The sequence below is a fragment of the Shewanella metallivivens genome, from assembly GCF_028750675.1.
Lineage (GTDB): Bacteria > Pseudomonadota > Gammaproteobacteria > Enterobacterales > Shewanellaceae > Shewanella > Shewanella metallivivens.
The window spans coordinates 864,374-885,958 of the sequence record NZ_JAQQPZ010000013.1 but is presented as its reverse complement, the minus strand read 5'-3'; the positions used below and the strand labels follow the sequence as shown (position 1 = coordinate 885,958).

Below are 21,585 nucleotides of genomic sequence, written 5' to 3'. Positions count from 1 at the left end.
GAATCCATTCTAACGACACATCTCACTACAGGTCATCAAAAAAATCTTTATCACGAATATATTTGTGCATGTAATGAGAGGCAAAAGGCGACAACAACCAACTGGCAAAACTCAATACAAAACGCTTAAAAGGCGAAATATTGTCATAAATACGCTCGTTATGCAGCCACAGCATACGCCCAACATGATGAAACATCCCCGGCAGGGGCGGTAAAAATGTTACCACATCAACGCCACAACAAATTCGATATGTGCGCCTGTGCAGTAAATATTGGCGCTTAAAACTACCAAAACCCGGTGCAGGCTGACCAAAGGTCACCACACGCTTTATTGATTTATTGTATTGGCGCTCTAGCCTGTCGGCTGCCAATATCGCCATCGCACCGCCAGATGAATGCCCTGTGAGCGTGACTCTTTTACCCAACAAAATCAGCGGGCTCACAATGGCATTTAACTGCTGATAAATACTAACGCCACTTTGATAATCAGGCGCACATGGGTTACTAGGCTGCTCGAGTAAATAATCGTAACCCGCATGCACATGATAACGACAACCAACAAAGCGTTTCACTTTGGGTAAACAATGTATGTTAATAAGCCATTCGTGTACGGTTTGCGAGCCCCTAAACACTACCAGCACTTCAGGGTGATCATCGCGCCACAAAACCCGCGCGCAAATATGCCCCCAACGATTGGCAATTTCGGCATAATTATCAGATGAGAATCCCAAACTTTGCGGATCAAAGTCGGTTTGATACGTTACCTTACAGAGCACTGCGTAACGTTCATATTGATAACGCTTAAGCTTTTTCACATCCTATGGCCTGTCAGGTAAGACAGACTTGAGCATAAGACAAAAAGATGACAATTCAGTGAATAAAAAAGGGCGCATCAGGCGCCCTATGGCTTAAACACTCAAACCGTTAGCTAGCATACATGGCATTAATTTCATGATGGTATTTACTGTAAATCATTTTACGACGCAACTTTAAAGTTGGCGTAATCAGTCCAGATTCCATTGAAAAGGCTTCGTGCAATAAGGTGAATTTTTTAATTTTTTCAAAGCCCGCTAACTCATGTTGTAGTTCGATTAAACGCTGCTCAAAATGCGCTACCACTTGTGAGTGGCGTAATAATTCAATGGGGTTTTCAACATGAATACCTTGCGCAGTTGCCCAGGTATTTAACGCTTCAAATGCTGGCACAATAAGCGCAGATACGTAATTGCGAGCATCGGCAACAATGGCCACTTGCTCGATAAACGGGCAGCACGCAACCTTACCTTCAACGCGCTGCGGGGCAATGTATTTACCGTTAGAGGTTTTCATTAACTCTTTGATGCGGTCAGTAATGTATAAGTTACCTTGCTCGTCGATACGCCCTGCATCACCGGTTTTTAGCCAACCATCTTCAAAGGCTTCGGCGGTGTCATCTGGGCGATTGTAATAACCGCGCATTACAGTGTCACCACGCACTAAAATCTCATCGTCTTTACCCAGCTTTATTTGCATGGCTTCTAACGGCTTACCATTTGAACCTGGTACACGATTGTCCAAAGTATTACAGGTCACTGTCGCGCAAGTTTCGGTCATGCCATACCCACACAATACAGGCACACCAATACTGTGAAAAAAACTGCCCACATTGACATCTAATGCTGCGCCGCCCACTGGCATAAACTTAAGCCGGCCGCCGAGCACTTGCTGTAATTTGCTGTAAACCAGCTTGTTAGCCAGCTTCCACTGGGCACTTAGCCATAAACACGGCTTAGCGCGGCCTTGATTGACTTCAAATTGACGCTTACCGACGTTCATCGCCCAGGCAAATAATGCTTGGCGTGCTTTAGGCGCTTTGCCAACTTTGTCGTGCACGGCGCTGTAAATTTTTTCTAAAAATCGTGGCACTACACATAAGGTATGTGGCTTAACGGTAACGAGAGCTTGTTTAATTTTATTAGTGTCGTTTAAGTAAACATTATGTCCGCCACGGCACAATACATACATGCTCCAACCACGCTCAAATACATGGCTTAGCGGCAAAAAGGCTAATGACACATCGCCGGCGATAAAAGGCAGTTTTTGGTCATGCTGGCTGATCATCGACGCAAAATTGCGGTAATCGATCATCACCCCTTTTGGGTTGCCAGTGGTACCTGAGGTGTAAATCAGCGTCAGTAAGTCATCGAGATCAGTATTGGCTAATCGGCTGGTTAACTCTTGAGTTACGCTTGGGTTAAATTGGGCGGTTAATAGCGAGTCAAAGTACAGGTGATTGTCGGCTTTTAAGGTTACATTGGCATCAAATACCACAATATGTTGCACGCAGCTGGCTTGCTCGGCAATGTCACACGCCATGTCATATTGCTGCTGATTACCAGCAAAAATTAATTTAGCTTGGGCATCGTTAACAATAAACACCGCTTGTTCAAGTGTACTGGTTGGGTAAACAGGTACCACCACATTACGCGCTTTAAGTGCGCCAATATCGGCACAAGTCCATTGTGGACAGTTTTGCGACAATATCACCACTTTGTCTTGCACTTGTAAGCCAAACTCAATCAGTAATTGGGCAGCTGAGTCTGTTAACGTATTGAATTTATTCCAAGTCACGGTGTGCCAAGGTGCAGGCATCTCAAAGCCTTCCAGGGCAATGTTGTTACCTAAAGACTGACTTTGCTGTTGCAGAAGTCGTACGACGTGGTATTGATTTAATGACATTTAACAGTGACCTTTTTAGCTTACAAGTGTTCCGCTTTTTGCATTCTACCTGAAGCTAAAAAAAATCATAAGAGCTTTTGCTCTATTTGTGCGATTAACATCACGTTCACAAGCAAAACTGATAAACCACAAACAAGGGGGTTAAGGCGCGGTAATACCATGCTTCCAAAGTTGTCGCTTACCCCACCTTAATGCCAACACACCGATTACAGTTAGCGGAATATCCAGCAATAACCACGGGGTAATACTGTCGCCATCTCTTAGCGCAGCAAAACTCATAGAGACGATTATCGAGTGTACAAACACCACCAACATTGCCGCTGTAGCGTGGTGACTATTGCGGCTTGCTGCCCCAGTGCCGAGCATAATCGCGCAGCCCCAAAAGGTGCTTAAACTGAGGTGAACTAAAAACATCAGGCTGAGTTGTGGTTCAAACAAGGATTTCAGTACCCCTATTGCAGTCACCATCAACACCATTACCCCAATAAAACGATATTGGCTGCGGTAAAAAGCTTCTTTCATCCCGCTTAATCCACTGTAACAAGGTAATAAAAATAAGCTTTCGGTGGCACGCCAGCGCTGAATACGACTCCAATGAATAATCGCACAGCTGATCACTGAAAATTGAGCAATTAAAAACACAGTTGGTAAGTTAAAATCGAACAACCACGAAATCAGCATTAAGCCAATGGCGATAACAGGCAAAGTTAACATCATCATGGTTAACACTGGGCCAATAAAGAAATTCATTGGATGAAACAGGCGCTCGAATTTACCCACCCACGCGACACCTTTAATGCTCGGTAACCACATCCAGCCCATTTGCACGGCATTGAGGTACACCACTCGGGCATCACTGTTCCAGCGCAACTGTCGACACAAGCCAACCACACGATAAAACAGCATGGCAACAATGATTACACTGGCCCACAGCGACAAACGGGAGGACAATTCATCTAAAAATGGCACCGCAATAAACAGCGCAAACGATAAATGAAAATAATGACTGCGCCACAAACATAGCCATACAAAGCCAAGCCCTACTGCAACGGCTAGCCACAATTGTGCTATCACTTCATATGCCGAAAAAATCACACAGGCCAACACCTGAAACCCAATAACCGCTAGCGCGATGGTCAGTGCCTGTTGCAATACATTGGCTTGATAACCTGGGATTAATTGACTTGTCTCGGTCGCCACTAAACGATTTAACTGCCAGGCAATACCGGCAGCAGCCGAAACAGTTGACATTGCAAAAACCAAACTCACCACGTCGGTTTTTCCGCTAATTAACAACGCAAGCCCAAGCACTAACCCAAGCAGGCTAGTGCCTAAAAAGCTAATGCTACCTAAATCATACAACCAGAGGCGCAACATACCTTGATAGGGTTTACGCCATGCGGCTTGTAAACCTTGAGTTGGCAGCGCACTCATCGGTGCAGCTCCATAAATAACTGCTCTAAATTTAATGACTTTTCATTCTGTACACCTGCAATCACCTCCGAGTTACCTTGGGTGTCCACCAGCATGGTTTGCCCGGTTTGACTCAATATTCTGTAGCTTGCAGGTAGTTTAGTATCGTCGTTAAGAGTGAGTAATTTAACCTCTTCACGCAGGGCATCAATTTCTTTAAACAGCACTAAGTCGCCTTTTTTGATTAGCGCTACATGGCTAGCGACACGTTCTAAGTCTGAGGTAATGTGCGATGAAAATAATACCGCCGAGCCTGAGTCGAGGGCGAGATCGAACAGATCACCCATAAATTGGCGACGAGCGATAGGATCAAGGCTAGCGACGGGTTCGTCGAGTAACAACAAGGTCGGCCGATACGCCATTGCCATGATCAACGCTAACGATTGACGCTGACCTACAGACAGTTTTTGTACCGCTTGAGTGACATCTAAATCAAAGCGTTTTAACCAATCTTGTTCTAAGGCAATGTCCCACTGTGGGTAAAAACTGCGATGCAATTCTAACGCCTTATCGATGGTAAAGCCTTCGTAACCAAAAGGCTGTTGTGGCACGTAGCCAAGGCGCTGTTTTGCTTCAATAGAAAGGTTTTCTGGCGATTCGCCTAGGGTATTGATGTTGCCGCTATCGATATCAACAATCCCTAGCGCGCACCGCATTAGTGTTGATTTACCCGCGCCATTTTGGCCTAATAATCCCACGACCATCCCAGGGTAAAGTGTTATCGATAAATCGGCTAACACCTTATGACTCGTTGCAGACTTGTCAGCCTCAGCAAAGGTTTTATTGACTAAAGTAAACTGTAAAACGGGCTTATCTTCGGCTTCCATGTTCGACTTTCCTACCAAAATTTAGCTTAAATGACGGCTATTCTTTATGCCAAAATTGCTTCAATAACTGTTGCAACTCGTCGTAATCAACACCTAACTGTTGTGCTTGCTCAACTAATGCGCTTAACTGCGGCGCTAATAAACTGCTACCTGAGGCGTTATTGGCTGATGTTCTGGCGGCAACGCGTGACGGCTGGCCACGACGACGCTCAACCCAACCCTGGTCAACAAGTTGTTGCATCGCACGCGACACTGTCATTGGGTTTACCGCCAAATGTTCGGCTAACTGGCGCACTGAAGGAAGTACATCTTCAGGGTGCAATTGGCCGCCAACAATTAAGCGCACGATTTGATCGTGCAATTGTCGATAAATGGGTTCGCCACTGCTGGGGTTGACATTTAGTAATTCTAACATTAGCCTTTAACAACTGTATTAATACATTGATACACTCATACACTAGGTGTTAAGGTATCACAATCGTCATGAAATGCAAAAAGGAAACGTTCCGATGATCAACAGGAAGTTTGTCAACACAACCTCAATATCGCAATTACGCGCTTTAGGTTTATGCCAATCGGCAACTCGCGCGAGTCGCTGGGTAGCTGTTGCAGTCGCGATATTAGTGGCTAATTACAGCAGTGCAGATACCACCGACACACTCGTAGCTGCGCCAGCTAAAACGACCACATGTTATTTAGATGGCTTAGATGAACTGTTTCAGTGCGGTAAAATCAGCGTACCTGAAAATCCAAAGCAACCTGACGGTAAGCAAATCGACATTCACTTTGCGATTTTACCTGCCATTAAAGACACCCATCCAGACGAAGCATTACTCGCCATTGCCGGAGGCCCTGGACAATCGGCTATCGAAAATGCCGCAGGATTTGACCGCATGCTGACCAAAGTGCGTCAACAACGCGATATTTTACTTATCGACCAGCGTGGCACAGGCCAATCTAATATTTTGAGCTGCGATGACGGTGACTTAAATGCGCTCAGCATCAATGAAGACAACCTCGACATGCTTGCCATTACTGAAAAATGTTTAGCTGGGCTCGATGCCGACGTCACTCAATACGGCAGTAATACCGCACTAAAAGACTTTGAGGCGGTACGCGAGTTTTTAGGTTATAAAAAACTGCATCTCTACGGTATATCTTATGGGACAAGGATGGCTCAGCTCTATATGCGCCATTATCCTGAAGCACTGGCAACAGTCACCTTAGACGGTGTGGTACCAATGCAACAAAGCGTGGTCGCCATTGGTAGTTCAATTGAGCGTGGTTTAAACGTGCTATGGCGCGACTGTAAAAGCAATCCAGAATGTCAGCAGCAGTTTCCTGATTTAGTCGACGAGTACAATCAAGTTGACCAACAACTTGCTGATGCACCTATTAGCCAAAAAGTACGCGACCCACAGACTGACGAGCCTAGTGACTTTTTACTGACTCGTACCAAGTACACAGGTGCTATCCGCATGGCAATGTATATGCCTAATATCCGTGCGTTGATTCCCCATGCAATACACCAGGCAGCTCAAGGCAACTACCAACCCATTTTAGGTATTTACGCCTTAACGGCCAGCAGCACAGGGATCGCGATGGGCATGCACACGTCGGTTGTGTGTGGTGAAGATATTCACCGTATTACCGAACAAATGCGTAAAGATGCTAAAGAGTCTTACATCAGTGGCAGCATGCTAGACGGCTTAGAAAAAGCCTGTCAGGCATGGCCAATGACACCCGAAGATGACAGCTTTAGTAAGCCAATCGACAGCGATATTCCTACTCTATTATTGTCTGGCGAACTTGACCCTGCCACACCACCAAACTGGGGCGCATTGGCACAAGAGAAACTCACCAAGTCGAAGCATTTTATTGCGCCTTACGCCACGCATGGGGTGGCCTATCAAAGTTGTGGCAATGACTTAGTCGCTCAGCTCGTTGAACAAGGCTCAATAAAAGAGATTGATGGCAAATGCTTACAAAAGGACGTACGTCGCAGCTTTTACCTTAATGCCAACACAGTAGAAGCATTACCGATTGCCAGCACCGACACAGACATTAAAACCGATACAACAGCGCCAGCAAATACAGCTGCAGATAAGGAATAGTCATGATTACTGTTGCAAACTTAACCAAAAAAATTGGCGATGTACAGGCGTTAGACGATTTAAGTTTTAGCGCTGAAAATGGCCACATTACCGGTTTACTTGGGCCGAATGGCGCCGGTAAAACCACCTGTTTACGCACCTTGTTTGGCTTACTCAAACCAGACTCAGGCACTGCAACGGTTGATGACATTGACGTCGCGATTGACCCAATAGGCGCCAAAAAACAATTAGGGTTATTCCCCGACCCATTTGGTTTGTACGAACGCCTTACACCGCGCGAGTACATTAGTTTCTTTGCAGAGCTCAGCGGTATGTCACGCAAACAAGCCAAAGAGGCCACCGCCAATGTCATTGCCCAACTAAAGCTAGAAGACATTAGCGACCGTCGTTGCAAAGGCTTCTCACAAGGCCAGAGGATGAAAACAGCTTTGGCGCAAGCCATAGTGCATCAACCAAGTAACATCATTTTAGATGAACCCACCCGCGGACTTGATGTGATGAGCACCCGCTTACTGCGCGACATTTTATTGCAACTTAAAGCACAAGGACATTGTGTGTTGTTTTCAAGCCACGTAATGCAAGAAGTTGCCGCCTTATGTGACCGCGTAATTGTAATGGCAAACGGCAAAGTGGTCGCCATTGGTAGCCCTGACGAACTGTGTCAGCAAACGGGCAAAGACTCACTAGAAGATGCATTTATCGAACTTATCGGTACTGACGAAGGGATTGCAGCATAATGAAAATGATACTCGCAATGGTGCGCAAAGAGCTTATCGATGCAGCACGAGACAAACGCTCCGTGATGGCGGGCTTATATTACGCCATCGGTACGCCACTGATCATGTGTGGCCTATTTATGGTGTTAATTGGTCAATTATCTAGCCCAGAAGATCTTAACATCAATATTAAAAACGCCAATAACGCACCAGATTTAGTACGCTACCTCAGCAATAACGGCATTAACCACGCTGACGATGAGCAAGCAAACAAAATCACCTTAACCATTAGTGACGATTACGCCGCCAATATGGCGATAGCCAAACAGGCAGAAGTGTTATTAGTGGCCGATAATTCAGATGAAAAGATCCAAAAATCTATCCGTCGTCTTGAGATACAGTTACAGGCTTATAGTGCTGAAATGGGGAGTTTACGCTTAATTGCCCGCGGAATTAACCCTCGCATTACTCAGCCAATCAAAATCAATGTTGAAGACAAGGCCACGGCAGATTCAAAAGGCGGGATGATTTTAGGTCTCGCTATTTTCACCATGATGTATTCGGTGTTTATTTCAGGCATGAACCTAGCAATCGACACCAGTGCAGGAGAGCGTGAACGCAATTCACTCGCGTTACTACTCAGCCACCCGATGAGCACCCGCCAATTAGTGTTGGGCAAAATTATCGCCGTGACCTGCTTTGCACTGCTGGGATTAATCTTAATCTTGCTGGTATCAAAGGTGGCGTATCCATTTGTACCTTGGCAACAAATCGGTTTTACCGTCAACATCAGCCATGACTTTATGGGGTTAATGTTATTAATCGGTATTCCTGTGGCGTTAATGGCTGCAACCTTGCAATTGTATGTATCATTTATGGCCAAAACCTTTAAAGAGGCGCAGTCATACTTAACCATGGTGTTATTTGTGCCGCTGGCACTGTCAATGGCAGCCAGTTACAACATTGCCCCCGACGTATTGCAATGGTTACCGGTATCGGGTCAGCAGCAAGCATTAATGGACTTTATTAAAGGCCGCGAAATACCCATGATGCAGTTAATCGTGTCATCTGTGGCCACCTTAATCATTGCCGTTGCCCTCGCGGCTGGGTTAGAGAAGTCATTGAAAAGTGAAAAGGTGGTCTTTGGTTTATAAGCTTTTTTACTATAAATGACGAAAAAATGTAAATGTCATCCAGCCTTCGCGACAATACGTTAAGGCTGGACAATATACAGGTTGAATAAATAAGGAGTGATTATGAACGAAGATATGGCGATTATCGCACTGGTATTTATCATCATTGTCGGCACCACAGCATCAGAAATGTTTAAGCAATATTTAAAGCATAAGCAAAAAGCCGAGGTCGATGGTCTAGCCGACTTAAAAGCACAAAACCAGTCATTGATTGAACGCATACAAGTGCTTGAAAAACTAGTGACTGATAGTGATTTTGATTTGAAACAGCAATTTAAAAAACTATGACCGTCGTAACGATGATCTGCATTATTACGATCGTCTATCATTAGCCGGGTATAAGACTGTATTCGGCTAGTGGTTATTCATATTATTGGGCAAAACATTGCAATTTAACGGTATTTCGCCCAGTCTGTTTAGCTAAATAAAGTTGTTCATCAGCTTGCTGTAACACATCACTAAAACTGTACTGGGTTGCGTGAGTCGCCTCGCCATTTACCACTAAAACACCAATACTTACTGTTACCCATTGACGATTCCCTATTTTATTTGGCATGTGTAATTGCTCTATGGCTCGACAAATTTTTTCAGCAATCGGCCGTATAATGTTGGGGTCACATTCGGAAAAAATAATACAGAATTCTTCACCACCATAGCGCGAAACTATCGCCTCGTATGTTGAAACCTGCTCAGCAAGACTTTTGGCCACAGCCACCAACGCATTGTCACCCTCTAAATGTCCGTACTGGTCATTAAAAGCCTTAAAGTGGTCTACATCTATCATCATAGTACTAAAGCCTTTTTGCTCTGTATGCCAACGTAACACAATGTCTTTAGCAAACGCCTCAAGCCCTCGGCGATTCGTTATACCCGTAAGCGCATCTTGCACGGTTAACGTTTCTAAATAATTTTGCTGTGCATTAAATTTTTGCAATAACTGATTGAATGAATTGGAGATGCTATCCATTTCATCAATAAAATGATTAGAGCGCATTTTGCTCATTAATCCATCATTAGATGAGTCGTTAATATTCTGATTAAATTGAATTAAAGGCGAAATTAACCACTTTGAAAGCATCATAAGTGACAATGAAATAATCAACACCGCGGCAATCATGAGTAACATAACTGACAACCAGTCTAATCTAGGTAATGATACTTTTTTATGATTAAGAGTAACGAGAACAACTTCGTCATCAAACTTATTACCGATTAACCAGGTGTGCGAAGGGCTAATAGTTTCAATTTGCTGAAAACTAAAAAAATCATCACTGGTATTGGTGGTTTTTGTTGTTGGCTGAATACTAAAATCTATCAAGGATAATTGGCTAATATCCTTAATAAGAGCGCTATCTAATAACCGAAACATGGTTAAACTGCCAACTATCTCCCCTACTGCCGCTGAAGGCAAAATAGTTGTGTTACTAAAATAGATAAGCTGTCCATTAAGTACTAAATAGCCGCTACGGCTGGACACTTTTTGCAACGCTATCTCTGCCGATGTGGGCAATATCTTAACAAGGGCAGCATCCCCCTGAGTGATCAAATTGACCAACGATTGCCTCGAGTTAAGTAATGACTCGTGTTGGAAATCCCAAACGAGTTGGTTATTGATGTCTGTTAATAAAACCGCATCGATATTTGCCGCTTCAAATGCATTGTCTGGCATGTTGCGTTGCACAAACTCATCCGTCGGGTTTTTTACAAATTCTACCAACTCATCCCAAACGGCATAATCGTAACATAATGTCGTTAAGCTATTTTTTGATAAGGATAACGCTGAATGTAATAAATTGAACTCTTGCTGTTGTTGATCGAGAATTTCGGCCTTAATACCGGGAAGATAAAAAAAATAATAAATGCTTGCCAACAAGCAGCATATCGCGACAAATAAAGAGGACAGCAAAAAAAGCGAAAAACGTTTTAATGTCATAAATAGCTAAGCCCCCATTCACACCGATAATCACAGTGTAGTACCTAAATAGCCTTGATATAGTGAATACTGTAAATCATCACAGCACAATGACAAATAGGACAAGTTTTACCCAGCCTAGGCAATCAAGTCTTTAAAATCTGAAAGCTTAACCGAAGGCTAGGTTAAATAACTTTAAATGAGCACTTACTTCGCTTTCGGTCTAAACGGCTTAATGACCGCTTCATCACACTCTAAAAATGGGCCATCCATTAAGTCGATGCAATACGGAATGGCAGGAAACACCGCGTCTAAACATTCGCGGATAGACTTAGGTTTGCCAGGTAAGTTTACAATCAATGAGTCAGCTCGTAGCCCCGCAGTTTGACGCGACAAAATAGCCGTTGGTACAAACTTTAATGACTCGGCGCGCATCAACTCACCAAAGCCAGGCATCATTCTATCGCACACGGCTTCAGTTGCTTCTGGGGTCACATCGCGTTTAGCCGGGCCAGTACCACCCGTGGTGACAATTAAACAGCAATCTTGATTGTCAGCTAAATCAATCAGGGTCGCTTCAATCACGTCTTGCTCGTCTGGGATCACCTTATACACAGGCTCCCACTCAGAGGTTAAATACTCCGTTAATACATCAATAATGGCTTTGCCAGACAAGTCTTCATATACGCCAGCGCTGGCACGATCGCTTACTGTCACGATGCCGATTTTAGCTTTGCTCATGGTAATCTTTCCCTAATTGTGGGGGTGATTAACCTCGGTTCGCGTTGAGGTTAAATCAGTAATGCTGTTATAGCTTGCTAATCTACCAAAAAACATCGACATCACAAAGTTACTCACCGATAAATGCAAACTGACTCAAACAATGACATCAACCAAGTGGTTCTTTATACTGACTGCAGTAAGCAAATATTGGATTTTATTATGCAAAAACAACAACGTGGTTTTACCCTCATTGAATTAGTGGTAGTGATCATTATTTTAGGGATTTTGGCGGTAGTCGCCGCGCCGAAGTTTATAAACTTAAAAAGTGATGCGGTCATTGCCAATTTAAATGGCTTACAAGGTGCATTAAAGTCGGCTAACACTTTGGTGTATTCAAAAGCCGTATTGGCTGGTCAGGAAAAACTCGACCCAGGTTCGGTGACATTGAATGGTAGTGCAGTGAGTACAACATTGGGATATATCACTTCATCACCAGCCAATCTGCCATTAGCGTTAGAAGGATCATTTGAGACAATGGCTGGTGCAACGAGTGAGTTTAGCGCTGACTGGGGTTTGTACGATATTCCAAATACAGGAACATTCATTTTTCCACAGGGATATAACATAAACAGTAGCTGCAACTTACAATACAATGTGGACTCGGATCAAACCGAACCAGCCTTTTACAACCTAACCACTAGCGGCTGTTAATTTTCCTAGCCCTATTGAACCCAAAAACGAAGCTCTCAACATCGATACTGCCAGCCATGACCCGTGCAGTATCAAGGTTTCGTTTACAGCCATGCATACATTGAAAGCATTAACGCTTAACGTTGACGGTTAAAATACCTTCTGCGGCCATAGTCGCGACTTTTTGCAACTCATCAAGGCTTGCCCCTTCAGACGCTTGCATCGATAAACCTTGAAACAAGGCGGTCATCAAGCTAGCCAATACCACAGGTTCGCAACCCTCTTGCAATTCGCCTTGATTTTGAGCCAATTCAAAGCGATCAACGAGCCGTTGTTTATGTTTTGATTTACGCTCTAACACCGTTTGTTTAATTGACTCGCTCGCCTCATTACATGAAAACGTGCTGTTAATTAACGCGCAACCTTGTGGGTGGCTACAGTCTGTAAACTGGGCGGCGGCACCAAGCAATAATCCACGGATAACATCGGCAACGCGCTCATGCTGAAAAGCAATATTAAATAGCGAGTCTGGTCGATTTTCATATAAGTCGATCGCTTTAAAAAATAACTGTTCTTTATTGCCAAAGGCAGCATAAAGACTGGGTTTTTTAATGCCCATCGCTTCTGTGAGCTCGCTTAAAGAAGTCCCTTCATAACCATTACGCCAAAACACATTAAGCGCTTGCTCTAATGCCAAATCGATATCGAACCCACGTGGGCGACCGACACAAGCTGCTTTTGTTGTTGTCATAAATCGTACCTCTTATGTTAGCGAGCCCCTAACGACTATCGCGTTAACTTACATAGCATTAACGTATATTTTATGTTAAATCGCCCGCGTATTTTAGCACAAAATTCAACCATTTAAAGGCTTAATAAATGTGCCGATTAATCGCCTTAATATAATGTTGCCAACCACTGACAACATGACTTCAACGCCACTAACCCTCTAAATGTCTACTTACAGTTGTTCATCATCAGATGAATTGAACACGCTGTCAAAATAATTTCATACCAATCGGTACAAAATACATTGACAGGGGTATTTTAATCTATATATTACCGTTCGGTACAGAACAATTTTTACCAATCGGTATAAAACTGTAGCCACAGACAAAAAGTAACGCAACCAATAGCCCGTTAAATAACGTAAACGCTATTGATTAGAGGACAGCAACATGACTATGTTTAAATCAATTCAATCTACTTTGTTAGTCAGCCTAGCGGCAGTACTGCTAGTGGCTTGTGGGCAACAACCTGCAGCACAACAAGCTGGTGCTGCGCCTGCCGCCCCAGAAGTGAATGTTGCTAACGTATTGCACGAGCGCATTACCGAGTGGGACCAGTTTACTGGACGCTTACAAGCACCAGAAGAAGTCACCCTGGTACCGCGCGTTTCAGGTTACATTGAGTCAGTAAACTTTACAGAAGGCGCACTTGTAAACAAAGGCGATGTGCTGTTTACCATTGACGCAAAAGTCTTTACCGCTGAAGTCGAGCGTCTTCAAGCTGAGCTAACCAGTGCAAAATCGGCCCATGAACTGGCGAAAAACGATTTTGAGCGTGCCAACAAATTATTTAGCCAACAAGCCGTGTCTGAAGAGCTTATTGACACTCGCCGTAGCACTATGCACCAAACCGCTGCTGCTGTGGCATCGGTAAAGGCGGCATTAACCAGCGCAAAATTAAACCTTGAATACGCCCAGGTTACCGCGCCCATTACTGGCCGCGTATCTTATGCTATTGAAACTGCAGGCAACTATGTAACAGCGGGACAAACCCAGCTAACCAGCTTGGTATCAACGGCAAATATGCATGCTTACTTTGATATCGACGAGCAAACCTATCTTAAATATGCCTCGCTATCGGGTGAAAACAAGCGCCAGGACCCACGCTCAGGCAACAACACTGTATTAATGGCGCTCGCCAATGAAACTGAGTTTACTCACCAGGGGGTGATCGACTTTGTTGATAATGCCGTTAACCAACAAACCGGTACTATTCGCGTACGAGCCACCTTTGCAAACTCAAACAACATCTTAATGCCTGGCTTATTTGCGCGTATTAGCATTGCGGGTAGCGCGTCTTACCAAGGTATTTTGGTTGACGACAAAGCCATTTTTACCGACCTAAGCAACAAGTACGTTTTAGTGGTAAACGAGCAAAACACCCTTGAATACCGCGGTGTGACCTTAGGCGAAAAAATTCACGGTTTACGCATTATTACTGCCGGCTTACAACCAGACGATAAAATTGTGGTTAACAGTCTGCAAAAAGTGCGTCCTAACGTCACCATTACCCCTAAATTGACCGATATGGCCGATAGCAGTCAAATAGAAGCACTGCACCAAGCACAGTTACTAATTGATAATCAGCCGCTTACAGCACAAATTGCTGATGAAGCAACCCAAGGCTAAGGAACACCCCCATCATGTTGTCGCAATTTTTTATTAAAAGACCGATTTTTGCCGCAGTGCTGTCGCTATTGTTTTTTATCGCGGGCGCACTGGCTGTTTGGCAATTACCGATCACCGAATACCCAGAAGTGGTGCCACCAACGGTCGTGGTTACCGCCAATTACCCTGGCGCCAACCCAAAAGTTATCGCTGAAACAGTCGCATCACCATTGGAACAAGAGATCAACGGCATTGAGAACATGCTTTACATGTCATCTCAAGCCACTTCTGATGGCCGCATGACATTAACCGTCACCTTTGCCATTGGTACCGATGTTGATTTAGCACAAACCCAAGTACAAAGCCGAGTTGAACGTGCAAAACCACGCTTACCAGAAGAAGTACAGCGCTTAGGTGTTGTTACCGAAAAATCATCACCAGACTTAACCATGGTGGTGCATTTAACCTCGCCCGACAATCGTTATGACATGCTTTACCTGTCTAACTATGCGGTGTTAAAGGTTAAAGACGAACTTGCCCGTATTGAAGGCGTGGGCGCGGTGCGAGTATTTGGCGCCGGCGACTACAGCATGCGTGTGTGGTTAGACCCAAATAAAGTAGCTGCAATTGGTTTATCACCTAGTGATGTGGTTGCTGCCATTCGTGAGCAAAACCAACAAGCCGCCGCAGGTAGCCTAGGCGCGCAGCCTAGTGGCGAAAGTGAGTTCCAATTACTTATCAATGTAAAAGGCCGTTTGGCCAACGTTGAAGAGTTTGAAAACATCATCGTTAAAGTGGGCTCTCAAGGCCAAATCACCCGCTTAAAAGATGTAGCACGTGTTGAACTAGGCGCATCCACTTATGCACTACGCTCAATGCTAGACAATAAAGATGCTGCAGCATTGCCGGTGTTTCAGGCATCTGGCTCTAACGCGATTCAGATTTCTGACGACGTTCGCGCCAAAATGAAAGAAATATCAGCCACCTTCCCAGAAGGCTTAACTTACGACATCGTTTATGACCCAACGGTATTCGTACGCGGCTCGATTGAAGCGGTAGTAAAAACCTTGCTAGAAGCCGTTTTACTGGTGGTATTGGTCGTGGTGCTGTTTTTACAAACCTGGCGCGCCTCAATCATTCCATTAGTGGCGGTACCTGTGTCGTTAGTGGGGACCTTTGCCTTTATGCACTTGATGGGCTTCTCGCTTAATGCCTTGTCATTATTTGGTCTGGTACTGGCGATTGGTATTGTGGTCGACGACGCCATTGTCGTGGTGGAAAACGTTGAGCGTAATATCGAAGAAGGTTTATCACCTCTTGAGGCAACGCAAAAAGCCATGAAAGAAGTGACCGGCCCCATTATTGCCACCACGTTAGTACTGGCTGCGGTATTTATTCCAACGGCATTTATGTCTGGTTTAACCGGCCAGTTTTATAAGCAGTTTGCCTTAACCATTACCATTTCGACCTTTATTTCGGCAATAAACTCGTTGACTTTAAGCCCTGCGTTATCGGCATTGTTACTTAAAAGTCATCACGACAAGCAAGACTTCCTTACCCGTGGTATGGACAAAATGCTTGGCGGTTGGTTATTTGCCCCGTTTAACCGTTTCTTTGCAAAACTGTCTGACGGTTACGGCTGGGTCGTTAAAAAAGTGATTCGTTTTGGTGCTGTTGTGGGTGTGTTGTATGTCGGCTTAGTCGGGGTAACAGGTTTACAATTTGCCAGTACACCAACAGGTTACGTGCCAGGGCAAGACAAACAGTACTTAATTGCCTTTGCACAATTACCCGATGCAGCATCGCTTGATCGCACCGAAGCCATCGTGAAGCAAATGTCATCCATTGCGTTAGACCAACCCGGTGTAGCACATGCTGTGGCGTTTCCTGGCTTAAGCATTAACGGCTTTACTAACAGCACTAACAGCGCCATTTTGTTTACCCCGCTAGATGACTTTGCCGACCGTAAAGACCCATCGCTTTCTGCAGGGGCCATTGCCGCCGCGTTAAACCAAAAGTTTGCCGCTATTGATGGTGCATTTATTGCCATTTTCCCACCACCACCGGTACAAGGTTTAGGGACCATTGGCGGCTTTAGATTACAAATTCAAGACCGAGCAAACCACGGTTACGATGAGTTATATAAAGTCACCATGCAGGTCATGCAAAAAGCCTGGGGAACACCAGAGTTAGCCGGTGTGTTCTCAAGCTATCAGGTTAACGTGCCACAACTTGAAGTAGAAGTTGACCGCACCAAAGCCAAGCAACAAGCCGTGTCGTTAGACGAATTGTTTGCCACGCTACAAGGTTACATGGGGTCGGTTTACGCCAACGACTTTAACCAGTTTGGCCGCACATACCAGGTTAACGTGCAAGCAGACGAGCAGTTTAGACAAACACCAGAGCAAATAGCTCAGCTCAAGGTGCGCAACAACCAAGGTGAAATGGTGCCTATTGGCTCATTTATTAACGTGGCCAATGTGGCAGGTCCAGACCGAGTGATGCACTACAACGGCTTTACCACCGCCGAGCTTAATGGCGGTGCAGCACCTGGGTTTAGTAGTGGCGAGGCACAAGTTGCGATTGAAAAAATCCTGGCCGAAACCTTACCAAACGGTATGACTTACGAGTGGACCGAAATTACTTACCAGCAAATATTGGCCGGTAACGCAGGCGTGTATATTTTCCCATTAATCATTTTATTAGTGTTTATGGTACTCGCCGCGCAGTATGAAAGCTTAAGTTTACCGTTGGCAATTATCTTGATTATTCCGATGACGATTCTGTCGGCAATCAGTGGTGTACTGATTTACGGTGGCGACAACAACATCTTTACCCAAATCGGACTCATTGTTCTGGTGGGGCTGGCGACCAAAAACGCCATTTTGATTGTTGAGTTTGCTAAAGAACTGCAAGATAAAGGCATGGAGCCGTTAGAGGCCATTCTTGAAGCGGGCCGCTTACGTTTACGCCCCATTTTAATGACGTCTATTGCCTTCATTATGGGCGTGGTGCCAATGGTGTTCTCAAGTGGCCCGGGGGCAGAAATGCGTCAAGCCATTGGTGTGGCAGTGTTTGCAGGTATGATTGGAGTGACCCTATTTGGTCTGCTGCTCACACCACTGTTTTACTACGCCTTAGCAAAACGCGCTAAAACAGTAGCAGCATAATCGTTAGCTAAGCCATTAAGCTTAAAAACAAAAAGAGGTAAACCACCAGGTTTGCCTCTTTTTTATTTGCATGTTACTCATTAACTGCAAGCACTTGTGCCAAACTCGGTAACGCAGGAAACGCGCCCTTAACACTGCACGTCATTGCACCGCATTTTATCGCAAACTTAACCGCTTGCTGCACCGACAGCTGATCAGATAACACGTCAATTAAGGTGTGATACTCTTGAGCATTTTCATGCTCAAAACATTGGCCAAGCTGCCATAAAAAACCAGCAACAAAGCTGTCACCGGCAGCGGTTGTATCAACAGGCTTAATTTGCGGAACCGCCACTTCAAAAGAAAATGTCTTGCCAAAACAATGTACCGGCTCAGCACCATTAGTGATCAACACCAATGCGACACCTTGCGCTAAACAAAACTGCAAATACTCTTCAACAGCAACACCACGATCACTGGCCAAAAACTCAGCTTCATCACGGCTCATTTTAAGTACGTGTGTATAAGGCAAACATTGCTCAACACGGCGTGATAACAGGCTTACATCATCCCATAAAGATAAGCGTAAATTAACATCAAAACTAATCAGTTTTTGCTGAGCATAAGCTTGTTGTAGGCCATATAAACTGCTGTTAAAAATATCCGTTTCAGTGAAGGTATTTGAGCATAAATGGAATATATCCACGGCAGACCAATTTATTGCATCAAAGTTAGCCGCGCTAAAAAGCATATCTGCCGTATCTTTACGATTAAAACTAAATGAACGTTCGCCACAAGCATCTAAACTTACCAGTACAGTGGCAGTGGGTGCATTGGGAATTAACCCCAAATGGCTAACATCGACACCTTGTTCTGCCAGTTCTCGCGTTAACATGACGCCATATTCATCAGCACTGATGCCACCAGCAAAATAGCTGCGGCAGCCTAATTTGGCATAGCCCACTGCCACATTTGCCGGCGCGCCACCGGCAATCGGTTGATGGGTTAAACCAAGGTTATCAACAGGAAGTAAATCAACCAATACTTCACCAAAACTCAATAATGTCGTCATATTTTTTTCCAAAAAAAAGCCCACTTTCATGGGCTTGTTAACGGGGAGCGTCTTAACTATTGTGCAGACTAAGTCAGCACTTAAAACTCATATTTAATTGTCGCTGTGGTAGTGCGGCCATTAATGGTTCGTGCTCTGATAATGTTGTTATCAGGCACAGACCCCTCTTCAGCTTCAGTAATACCAACGGTATCAAACAAGTTGTTTACGTTTAATGCTAACGATAACGCGTCAGTTAGCTGGTATGACGCAAATGCATTAACCTGAGTGTAACCGTCAAATTCTAAGTCGTTATTATCCTGTGCGTAGGTGTCGGTAGTACCAATTAAATTGACACCAACAGAGCCTTTATCAAAGTTATAACGACCCATTAGCGAGTAAATAAAATCAGCCTGACGACGAGGTGTGTTACCCACTACATCTGGGTTAAGTGCATCTTTAACAATCTCGGCGTCTGTCCAGGTCACGTTACCGCGAAAATCAAAGTCACCCACATAGTAAGCTCCTTCTAGCTCAATCCCTTTTGCCTCATATTTACGGTCAAAAAAGTTTTGGCTAGTGGCTTCAAAGTTTTGCTCTTCAGTTTCTGAGTAAAACCCTGTTGCAAATAATGACAAGCTGTCATAGCGATATTTAACACCCATCTCATACTGATCCACTTCGTCGACAGAATCTTCATCTGCCACCGAGCCATCGGCACGCACTTTACCAAATAGTAAGCGGTCAGCATTGGCACGACCACCATGACTGATGCGAGCAAATGCTGCTAAATCGTCAGAAATTTGGTAGTTTGCACCTAATGAATATGAAGCATAACCCCAGTCGTAATTCACTAGTTGTGGGTTAGCATTATCTATCGACGACACGCTCAATTCTGGCTGAGAAATGGTACCGTCACGGTTCATATCAACTTGAGATTGCACGTTACCGGCATAGTAACCACTGGCATCACCTGAGTCATAACGCACGCTACCGTCTAATGATAAATCGCCAATCTTAGTCGACGCCGCGATGTACGGTGCTTTAATGGTGTAGTCAGAATCGTAATTACGTTGGCAGCAGTTACCCCAATATGGCACGCCATAAGCGTATAAACCGTTATCAGAATACGACGTACCGTCTGCAGCAACCACATCAAGAAGCGCAGCATTATCGCCCTTCACTTCCATTAAGTATGAGTTCCACATCCACGTCATATTGATGTTTTGAGTGGCGGTATAAAAACCAAATGTCACGTTTGAGTCGTCAAACGTTTTGGTTAACTTTATGTCATTTACAATCGAACCAAAGTCGTTCATGGTCACGTCAAAGCTATGAATTCGCATCGCTAAGTCGCTTTGAAAAACCTCACCAGCATTAGCACCGTTGGCATAAAGTAATTGTGAACCAGCGCCACCAATACTGTCTGCTATGCTTGAGCTACTGCCCACCTCAGCAGGGATCAACGACATAAAGTTGCCGCTAACATCAGACACACGGAAACGGTTTTCAACAACCCAATCGTCACCTAAATCAAATGACGCCTCTAACCCCACAGAGTTAACAATTGGATTCATACCATCGCGCATATCACCACGGCTAATATTGCCATCTGCATCTAAACGTAAAGTCGATAACATGTTAGCAGAATGGACAGTGTCAGATTTTGAATCAAAACCCGCAATTGAGCTGCCGTCTGAATACATAGGCATAGGTAAATAACCAATGCTCTTATCGTTTAAATGCTTTAAGTACAAACGCACATAACCATTGTCAAACTCTTTTGTAATATTGGCTTTAACTTGGCCACCTTTGTTGGCTGTGTAGCCTGCTTCGCGAGGGCCATCGCCGGTTCTTACAAAACCACCGATATGGAAACGCATTGAATCATTGATATAAGAACCAAATTCAAAGTCAGTGCGTAAAGTATCGTAATCTAGCCCAACTGTGGTAGAGACACTACCTGCTTCATTAGTACCGGTTTTGCTGATGACGTTGATAATACCGCCAGGCGCATTACTGGCCGCAGTTGATGCTGAACCGCCACGGATTGATTCGATAGTTTGTGTTGTCGAATCAATACGTAAAAATATATCGGCGTTACCAAAGGCAATATCGCCAAACTGTAAAATAGGTAAGCCATCTTCTTGAATTTGTAAAAACTTAGCCCCACCAGAGGCAACGGGTAGACCACGAACCGCAATGTTTGCATTGCCTTCACCACCGGTAGACTCAACTTTCATTCCCGGAATAATCCGAAACGCTTCAGCTGACGAGCGTGGCGAGCTAATCGCCAAATCGTCTGGTGATACGCTACTCACTGACACACTAGAGTCCATTACGCGAGTACCGCGCGCAACCCCAGTAACGGTAATACGTTCAAGGCCAATGGCATCTTTTTGCGAGTCGGTTGTTTCTGCGTCAGCTGCCCATAGGCTTGAGCTAACCATCATTGCAAGCGTACTAAGTACAAACTTTTTCGATGTGCTGTTTATCATTTTTATGTCCCCACATAAAGTGTATTGATGCTGTTGAATATCCCCATAACAGCATCGTTATTATTTTTCATCTCAATCGAGTTAAGCTTATCGAGGCCAACTTAGTGAAATATGTTCTGAGTTAAT

17 protein-coding genes are annotated in these 21,585 nt (G+C 44.5%); 7 read left to right on the top strand and 10 right to left on the bottom strand.

Features of this window, described 5'->3' with window-relative positions; genetic code table 11:
• Window positions 1-25: 25 nt before the first annotated feature.
• The 5 genes from PQR79_RS16630 to PQR79_RS16610 all read right to left on the bottom strand — a co-directional run bounded on the left by PQR79_RS16630 (window position 26) and on the right by PQR79_RS16610 (window position 5,432).
• Window positions 26-814 (bottom strand): lipase family protein, encoded by a 789-nt coding sequence (locus tag PQR79_RS16630; RefSeq protein WP_238107482.1) that lies wholly within the window; start codon window positions 812-814, stop codon window positions 26-28.
• A 109-nt stretch (window positions 815-923) separates the two neighbouring features.
• Window positions 924-2,717, bottom strand: a complete 1,794-nt coding sequence (locus PQR79_RS16625; RefSeq protein ID WP_238107481.1) for an AMP-dependent synthetase/ligase — start codon at window positions 2,715-2,717, stop codon at window positions 924-926.
• Between the two features lie 141 nt (window positions 2,718-2,858).
• Window positions 2,859-4,151: an ABC transporter permease gene (locus tag PQR79_RS16620; RefSeq protein ID WP_238107480.1), complete on the bottom strand. Its 1,293-nt coding sequence runs from the start codon at window positions 4,149-4,151 to the stop codon at window positions 2,859-2,861.
• On the bottom strand, window positions 4,148-5,017 hold the full coding sequence (locus PQR79_RS16615; RefSeq protein ID WP_238107479.1) for an ABC transporter ATP-binding protein: 870 nt from the start codon (window positions 5,015-5,017) through the stop codon (window positions 4,148-4,150). Before PQR79_RS16615 ends, PQR79_RS16620 begins: the two co-directional genes overlap by 4 nt.
• A gap of 37 nt (window positions 5,018-5,054) precedes the next feature.
• A complete protein-coding gene (locus tag PQR79_RS16610) occupies window positions 5,055-5,432 on the bottom strand; it encodes a GntR family transcriptional regulator (RefSeq protein ID WP_238107478.1) in 378 nt (125 codons plus the stop codon).
• A 94-nt stretch (window positions 5,433-5,526) separates the two neighbouring features.
• On the opposite strand from PQR79_RS16610, the gene PQR79_RS16605 reads away from it, so the two are divergent.
• The 4 genes from PQR79_RS16605 (at window position 5,527) to PQR79_RS16590 (ending at window position 9,328) form a co-directional block, all read left to right on the top strand.
• Complete coding sequence (locus PQR79_RS16605; RefSeq protein ID WP_238107477.1) at window positions 5,527-7,131, top strand: alpha/beta hydrolase; 1,605 nt, start codon at window positions 5,527-5,529, stop codon at window positions 7,129-7,131.
• 2 nt (window positions 7,132-7,133) lie between these two features.
• A complete protein-coding gene (locus PQR79_RS16600) occupies window positions 7,134-7,868 on the top strand; it encodes an ABC transporter ATP-binding protein (RefSeq protein WP_238107476.1) in 735 nt (244 codons plus the stop codon).
• Window positions 7,868-9,001 carry an ABC transporter permease gene (locus tag PQR79_RS16595; protein WP_238107475.1) on the top strand — a complete coding sequence of 378 codons (1,134 nt, stop codon included), beginning with the start codon at window positions 7,868-7,870 and terminating at the stop codon, window positions 8,999-9,001. Before PQR79_RS16600 ends, PQR79_RS16595 begins: the two co-directional genes overlap by 1 nt.
• A 102-nt stretch (window positions 9,002-9,103) precedes the next feature.
• Window positions 9,104-9,328 (top strand): hypothetical protein, encoded by a 225-nt coding sequence (locus tag PQR79_RS16590; RefSeq protein ID WP_238107474.1) that lies wholly within the window; start codon window positions 9,104-9,106, stop codon window positions 9,326-9,328.
• Window positions 9,329-9,410: 82 nt separating this feature from the next.
• Here the strand turns inward: PQR79_RS16590 and PQR79_RS16585 are convergent, their stop codons facing one another.
• Together PQR79_RS16585 and mog are read right to left on the bottom strand one after the other, a co-directional pair.
• The gene (locus tag PQR79_RS16585; protein ID WP_238107473.1) at window positions 9,411-10,973 is read right to left on the bottom strand and encodes a diguanylate cyclase; all 1,563 of its coding nucleotides are present in this window, start codon (window positions 10,971-10,973) and stop codon (window positions 9,411-9,413) included.
• 186 nt (window positions 10,974-11,159) lie between these two features.
• A complete protein-coding gene (gene mog / locus PQR79_RS16580; protein WP_238107472.1) occupies window positions 11,160-11,693 on the bottom strand; it encodes a molybdopterin adenylyltransferase in 534 nt (177 codons plus the stop codon).
• 201 nt (window positions 11,694-11,894) lie between these two features.
• On the opposite strand from mog, the gene PQR79_RS16575 reads away from it, so the two are divergent.
• Entirely contained in the window at window positions 11,895-12,386 is a 492-nt protein-coding gene (locus PQR79_RS16575) for a type II secretion system protein (protein WP_274408575.1), read from the top strand.
• Between the two features lie 109 nt (window positions 12,387-12,495).
• Here the strand turns inward: PQR79_RS16575 and PQR79_RS16570 are convergent, their stop codons facing one another.
• Window positions 12,496-13,116: a TetR/AcrR family transcriptional regulator gene (locus tag PQR79_RS16570; protein ID WP_238107471.1), complete on the bottom strand. Its 621-nt coding sequence runs from the start codon at window positions 13,114-13,116 to the stop codon at window positions 12,496-12,498.
• 427 nt (window positions 13,117-13,543) lie between these two features.
• Between PQR79_RS16570 and PQR79_RS16565 the strand changes: the two genes are divergently transcribed.
• Together PQR79_RS16565 and PQR79_RS16560 are read left to right on the top strand one after the other, a co-directional pair.
• Complete coding sequence (locus tag PQR79_RS16565; protein WP_238107470.1) at window positions 13,544-14,782, top strand: efflux RND transporter periplasmic adaptor subunit; 1,239 nt, start codon at window positions 13,544-13,546, stop codon at window positions 14,780-14,782.
• An 11-nt stretch (window positions 14,783-14,793) separates the two neighbouring features.
• Window positions 14,794-17,931, top strand: a complete 3,138-nt coding sequence (locus tag PQR79_RS16560) for an efflux RND transporter permease subunit (RefSeq protein ID WP_238107536.1) — start codon at window positions 14,794-14,796, stop codon at window positions 17,929-17,931.
• Window positions 17,932-18,004: 73 nt separating this feature from the next.
• Here the strand turns inward: PQR79_RS16560 and PQR79_RS16555 are convergent, their stop codons facing one another.
• Together PQR79_RS16555 and PQR79_RS16550 are read right to left on the bottom strand one after the other, a co-directional pair.
• The gene (locus tag PQR79_RS16555; RefSeq protein ID WP_238107469.1) at window positions 18,005-18,982 is read right to left on the bottom strand and encodes a carbohydrate kinase family protein; all 978 of its coding nucleotides are present in this window, start codon (window positions 18,980-18,982) and stop codon (window positions 18,005-18,007) included.
• Window positions 18,983-19,062: 80 nt separating this feature from the next.
• Entirely contained in the window at window positions 19,063-21,459 is a 2,397-nt protein-coding gene (locus PQR79_RS16550; RefSeq protein WP_238107468.1) for a TonB-dependent receptor domain-containing protein, read from the bottom strand.
• Window positions 21,460-21,585: the final 126 nt, after the last annotated feature.

Coding starts and splice junctions, on each gene's coding strand:
- PQR79_RS16625 (WP_238107481.1), bottom strand. CDS start 2,717: ATGTCATTAAATCAATACCACGTCGTACGACTTCTGCAACAGCAAAGT.
- PQR79_RS16620 (WP_238107480.1), bottom strand. CDS start 4,151: ATGAGTGCGCTGCCAACTCAAGGTTTACAAGCCGCATGGCGTAAACCC.
- PQR79_RS16615 (WP_238107479.1), bottom strand. CDS start 5,017: ATGGAAGCCGAAGATAAGCCCGTTTTACAGTTTACTTTAGTCAATAAA.
- PQR79_RS16610 (WP_238107478.1), bottom strand. CDS start 5,432: ATGTTAGAATTACTAAATGTCAACCCCAGCAGTGGCGAACCCATTTAT.
- PQR79_RS16605 (WP_238107477.1), top strand. CDS start 5,527: ATGATCAACAGGAAGTTTGTCAACACAACCTCAATATCGCAATTACGC.
- PQR79_RS16600 (WP_238107476.1), top strand. CDS start 7,134: ATGATTACTGTTGCAAACTTAACCAAAAAAATTGGCGATGTACAGGCG.
- PQR79_RS16595 (WP_238107475.1), top strand. CDS start 7,868: ATGAAAATGATACTCGCAATGGTGCGCAAAGAGCTTATCGATGCAGCA.
- PQR79_RS16590 (WP_238107474.1), top strand. CDS start 9,104: ATGAACGAAGATATGGCGATTATCGCACTGGTATTTATCATCATTGTC.
- PQR79_RS16585 (WP_238107473.1), bottom strand. CDS start 10,973: ATGACATTAAAACGTTTTTCGCTTTTTTTGCTGTCCTCTTTATTTGTC.
- mog (WP_238107472.1), bottom strand. CDS start 11,693: ATGAGCAAAGCTAAAATCGGCATCGTGACAGTAAGCGATCGTGCCAGC.
- PQR79_RS16575 (WP_274408575.1), top strand. CDS start 11,895: ATGCAAAAACAACAACGTGGTTTTACCCTCATTGAATTAGTGGTAGTG.
- PQR79_RS16570 (WP_238107471.1), bottom strand. CDS start 13,116: ATGACAACAACAAAAGCAGCTTGTGTCGGTCGCCCACGTGGGTTCGAT.
- PQR79_RS16565 (WP_238107470.1), top strand. CDS start 13,544: ATGACTATGTTTAAATCAATTCAATCTACTTTGTTAGTCAGCCTAGCG.
- PQR79_RS16555 (WP_238107469.1), bottom strand. CDS start 18,982: ATGACGACATTATTGAGTTTTGGTGAAGTATTGGTTGATTTACTTCCT.
- PQR79_RS16550 (WP_238107468.1), bottom strand. CDS start 21,459: ATGATAAACAGCACATCGAAAAAGTTTGTACTTAGTACGCTTGCAATG.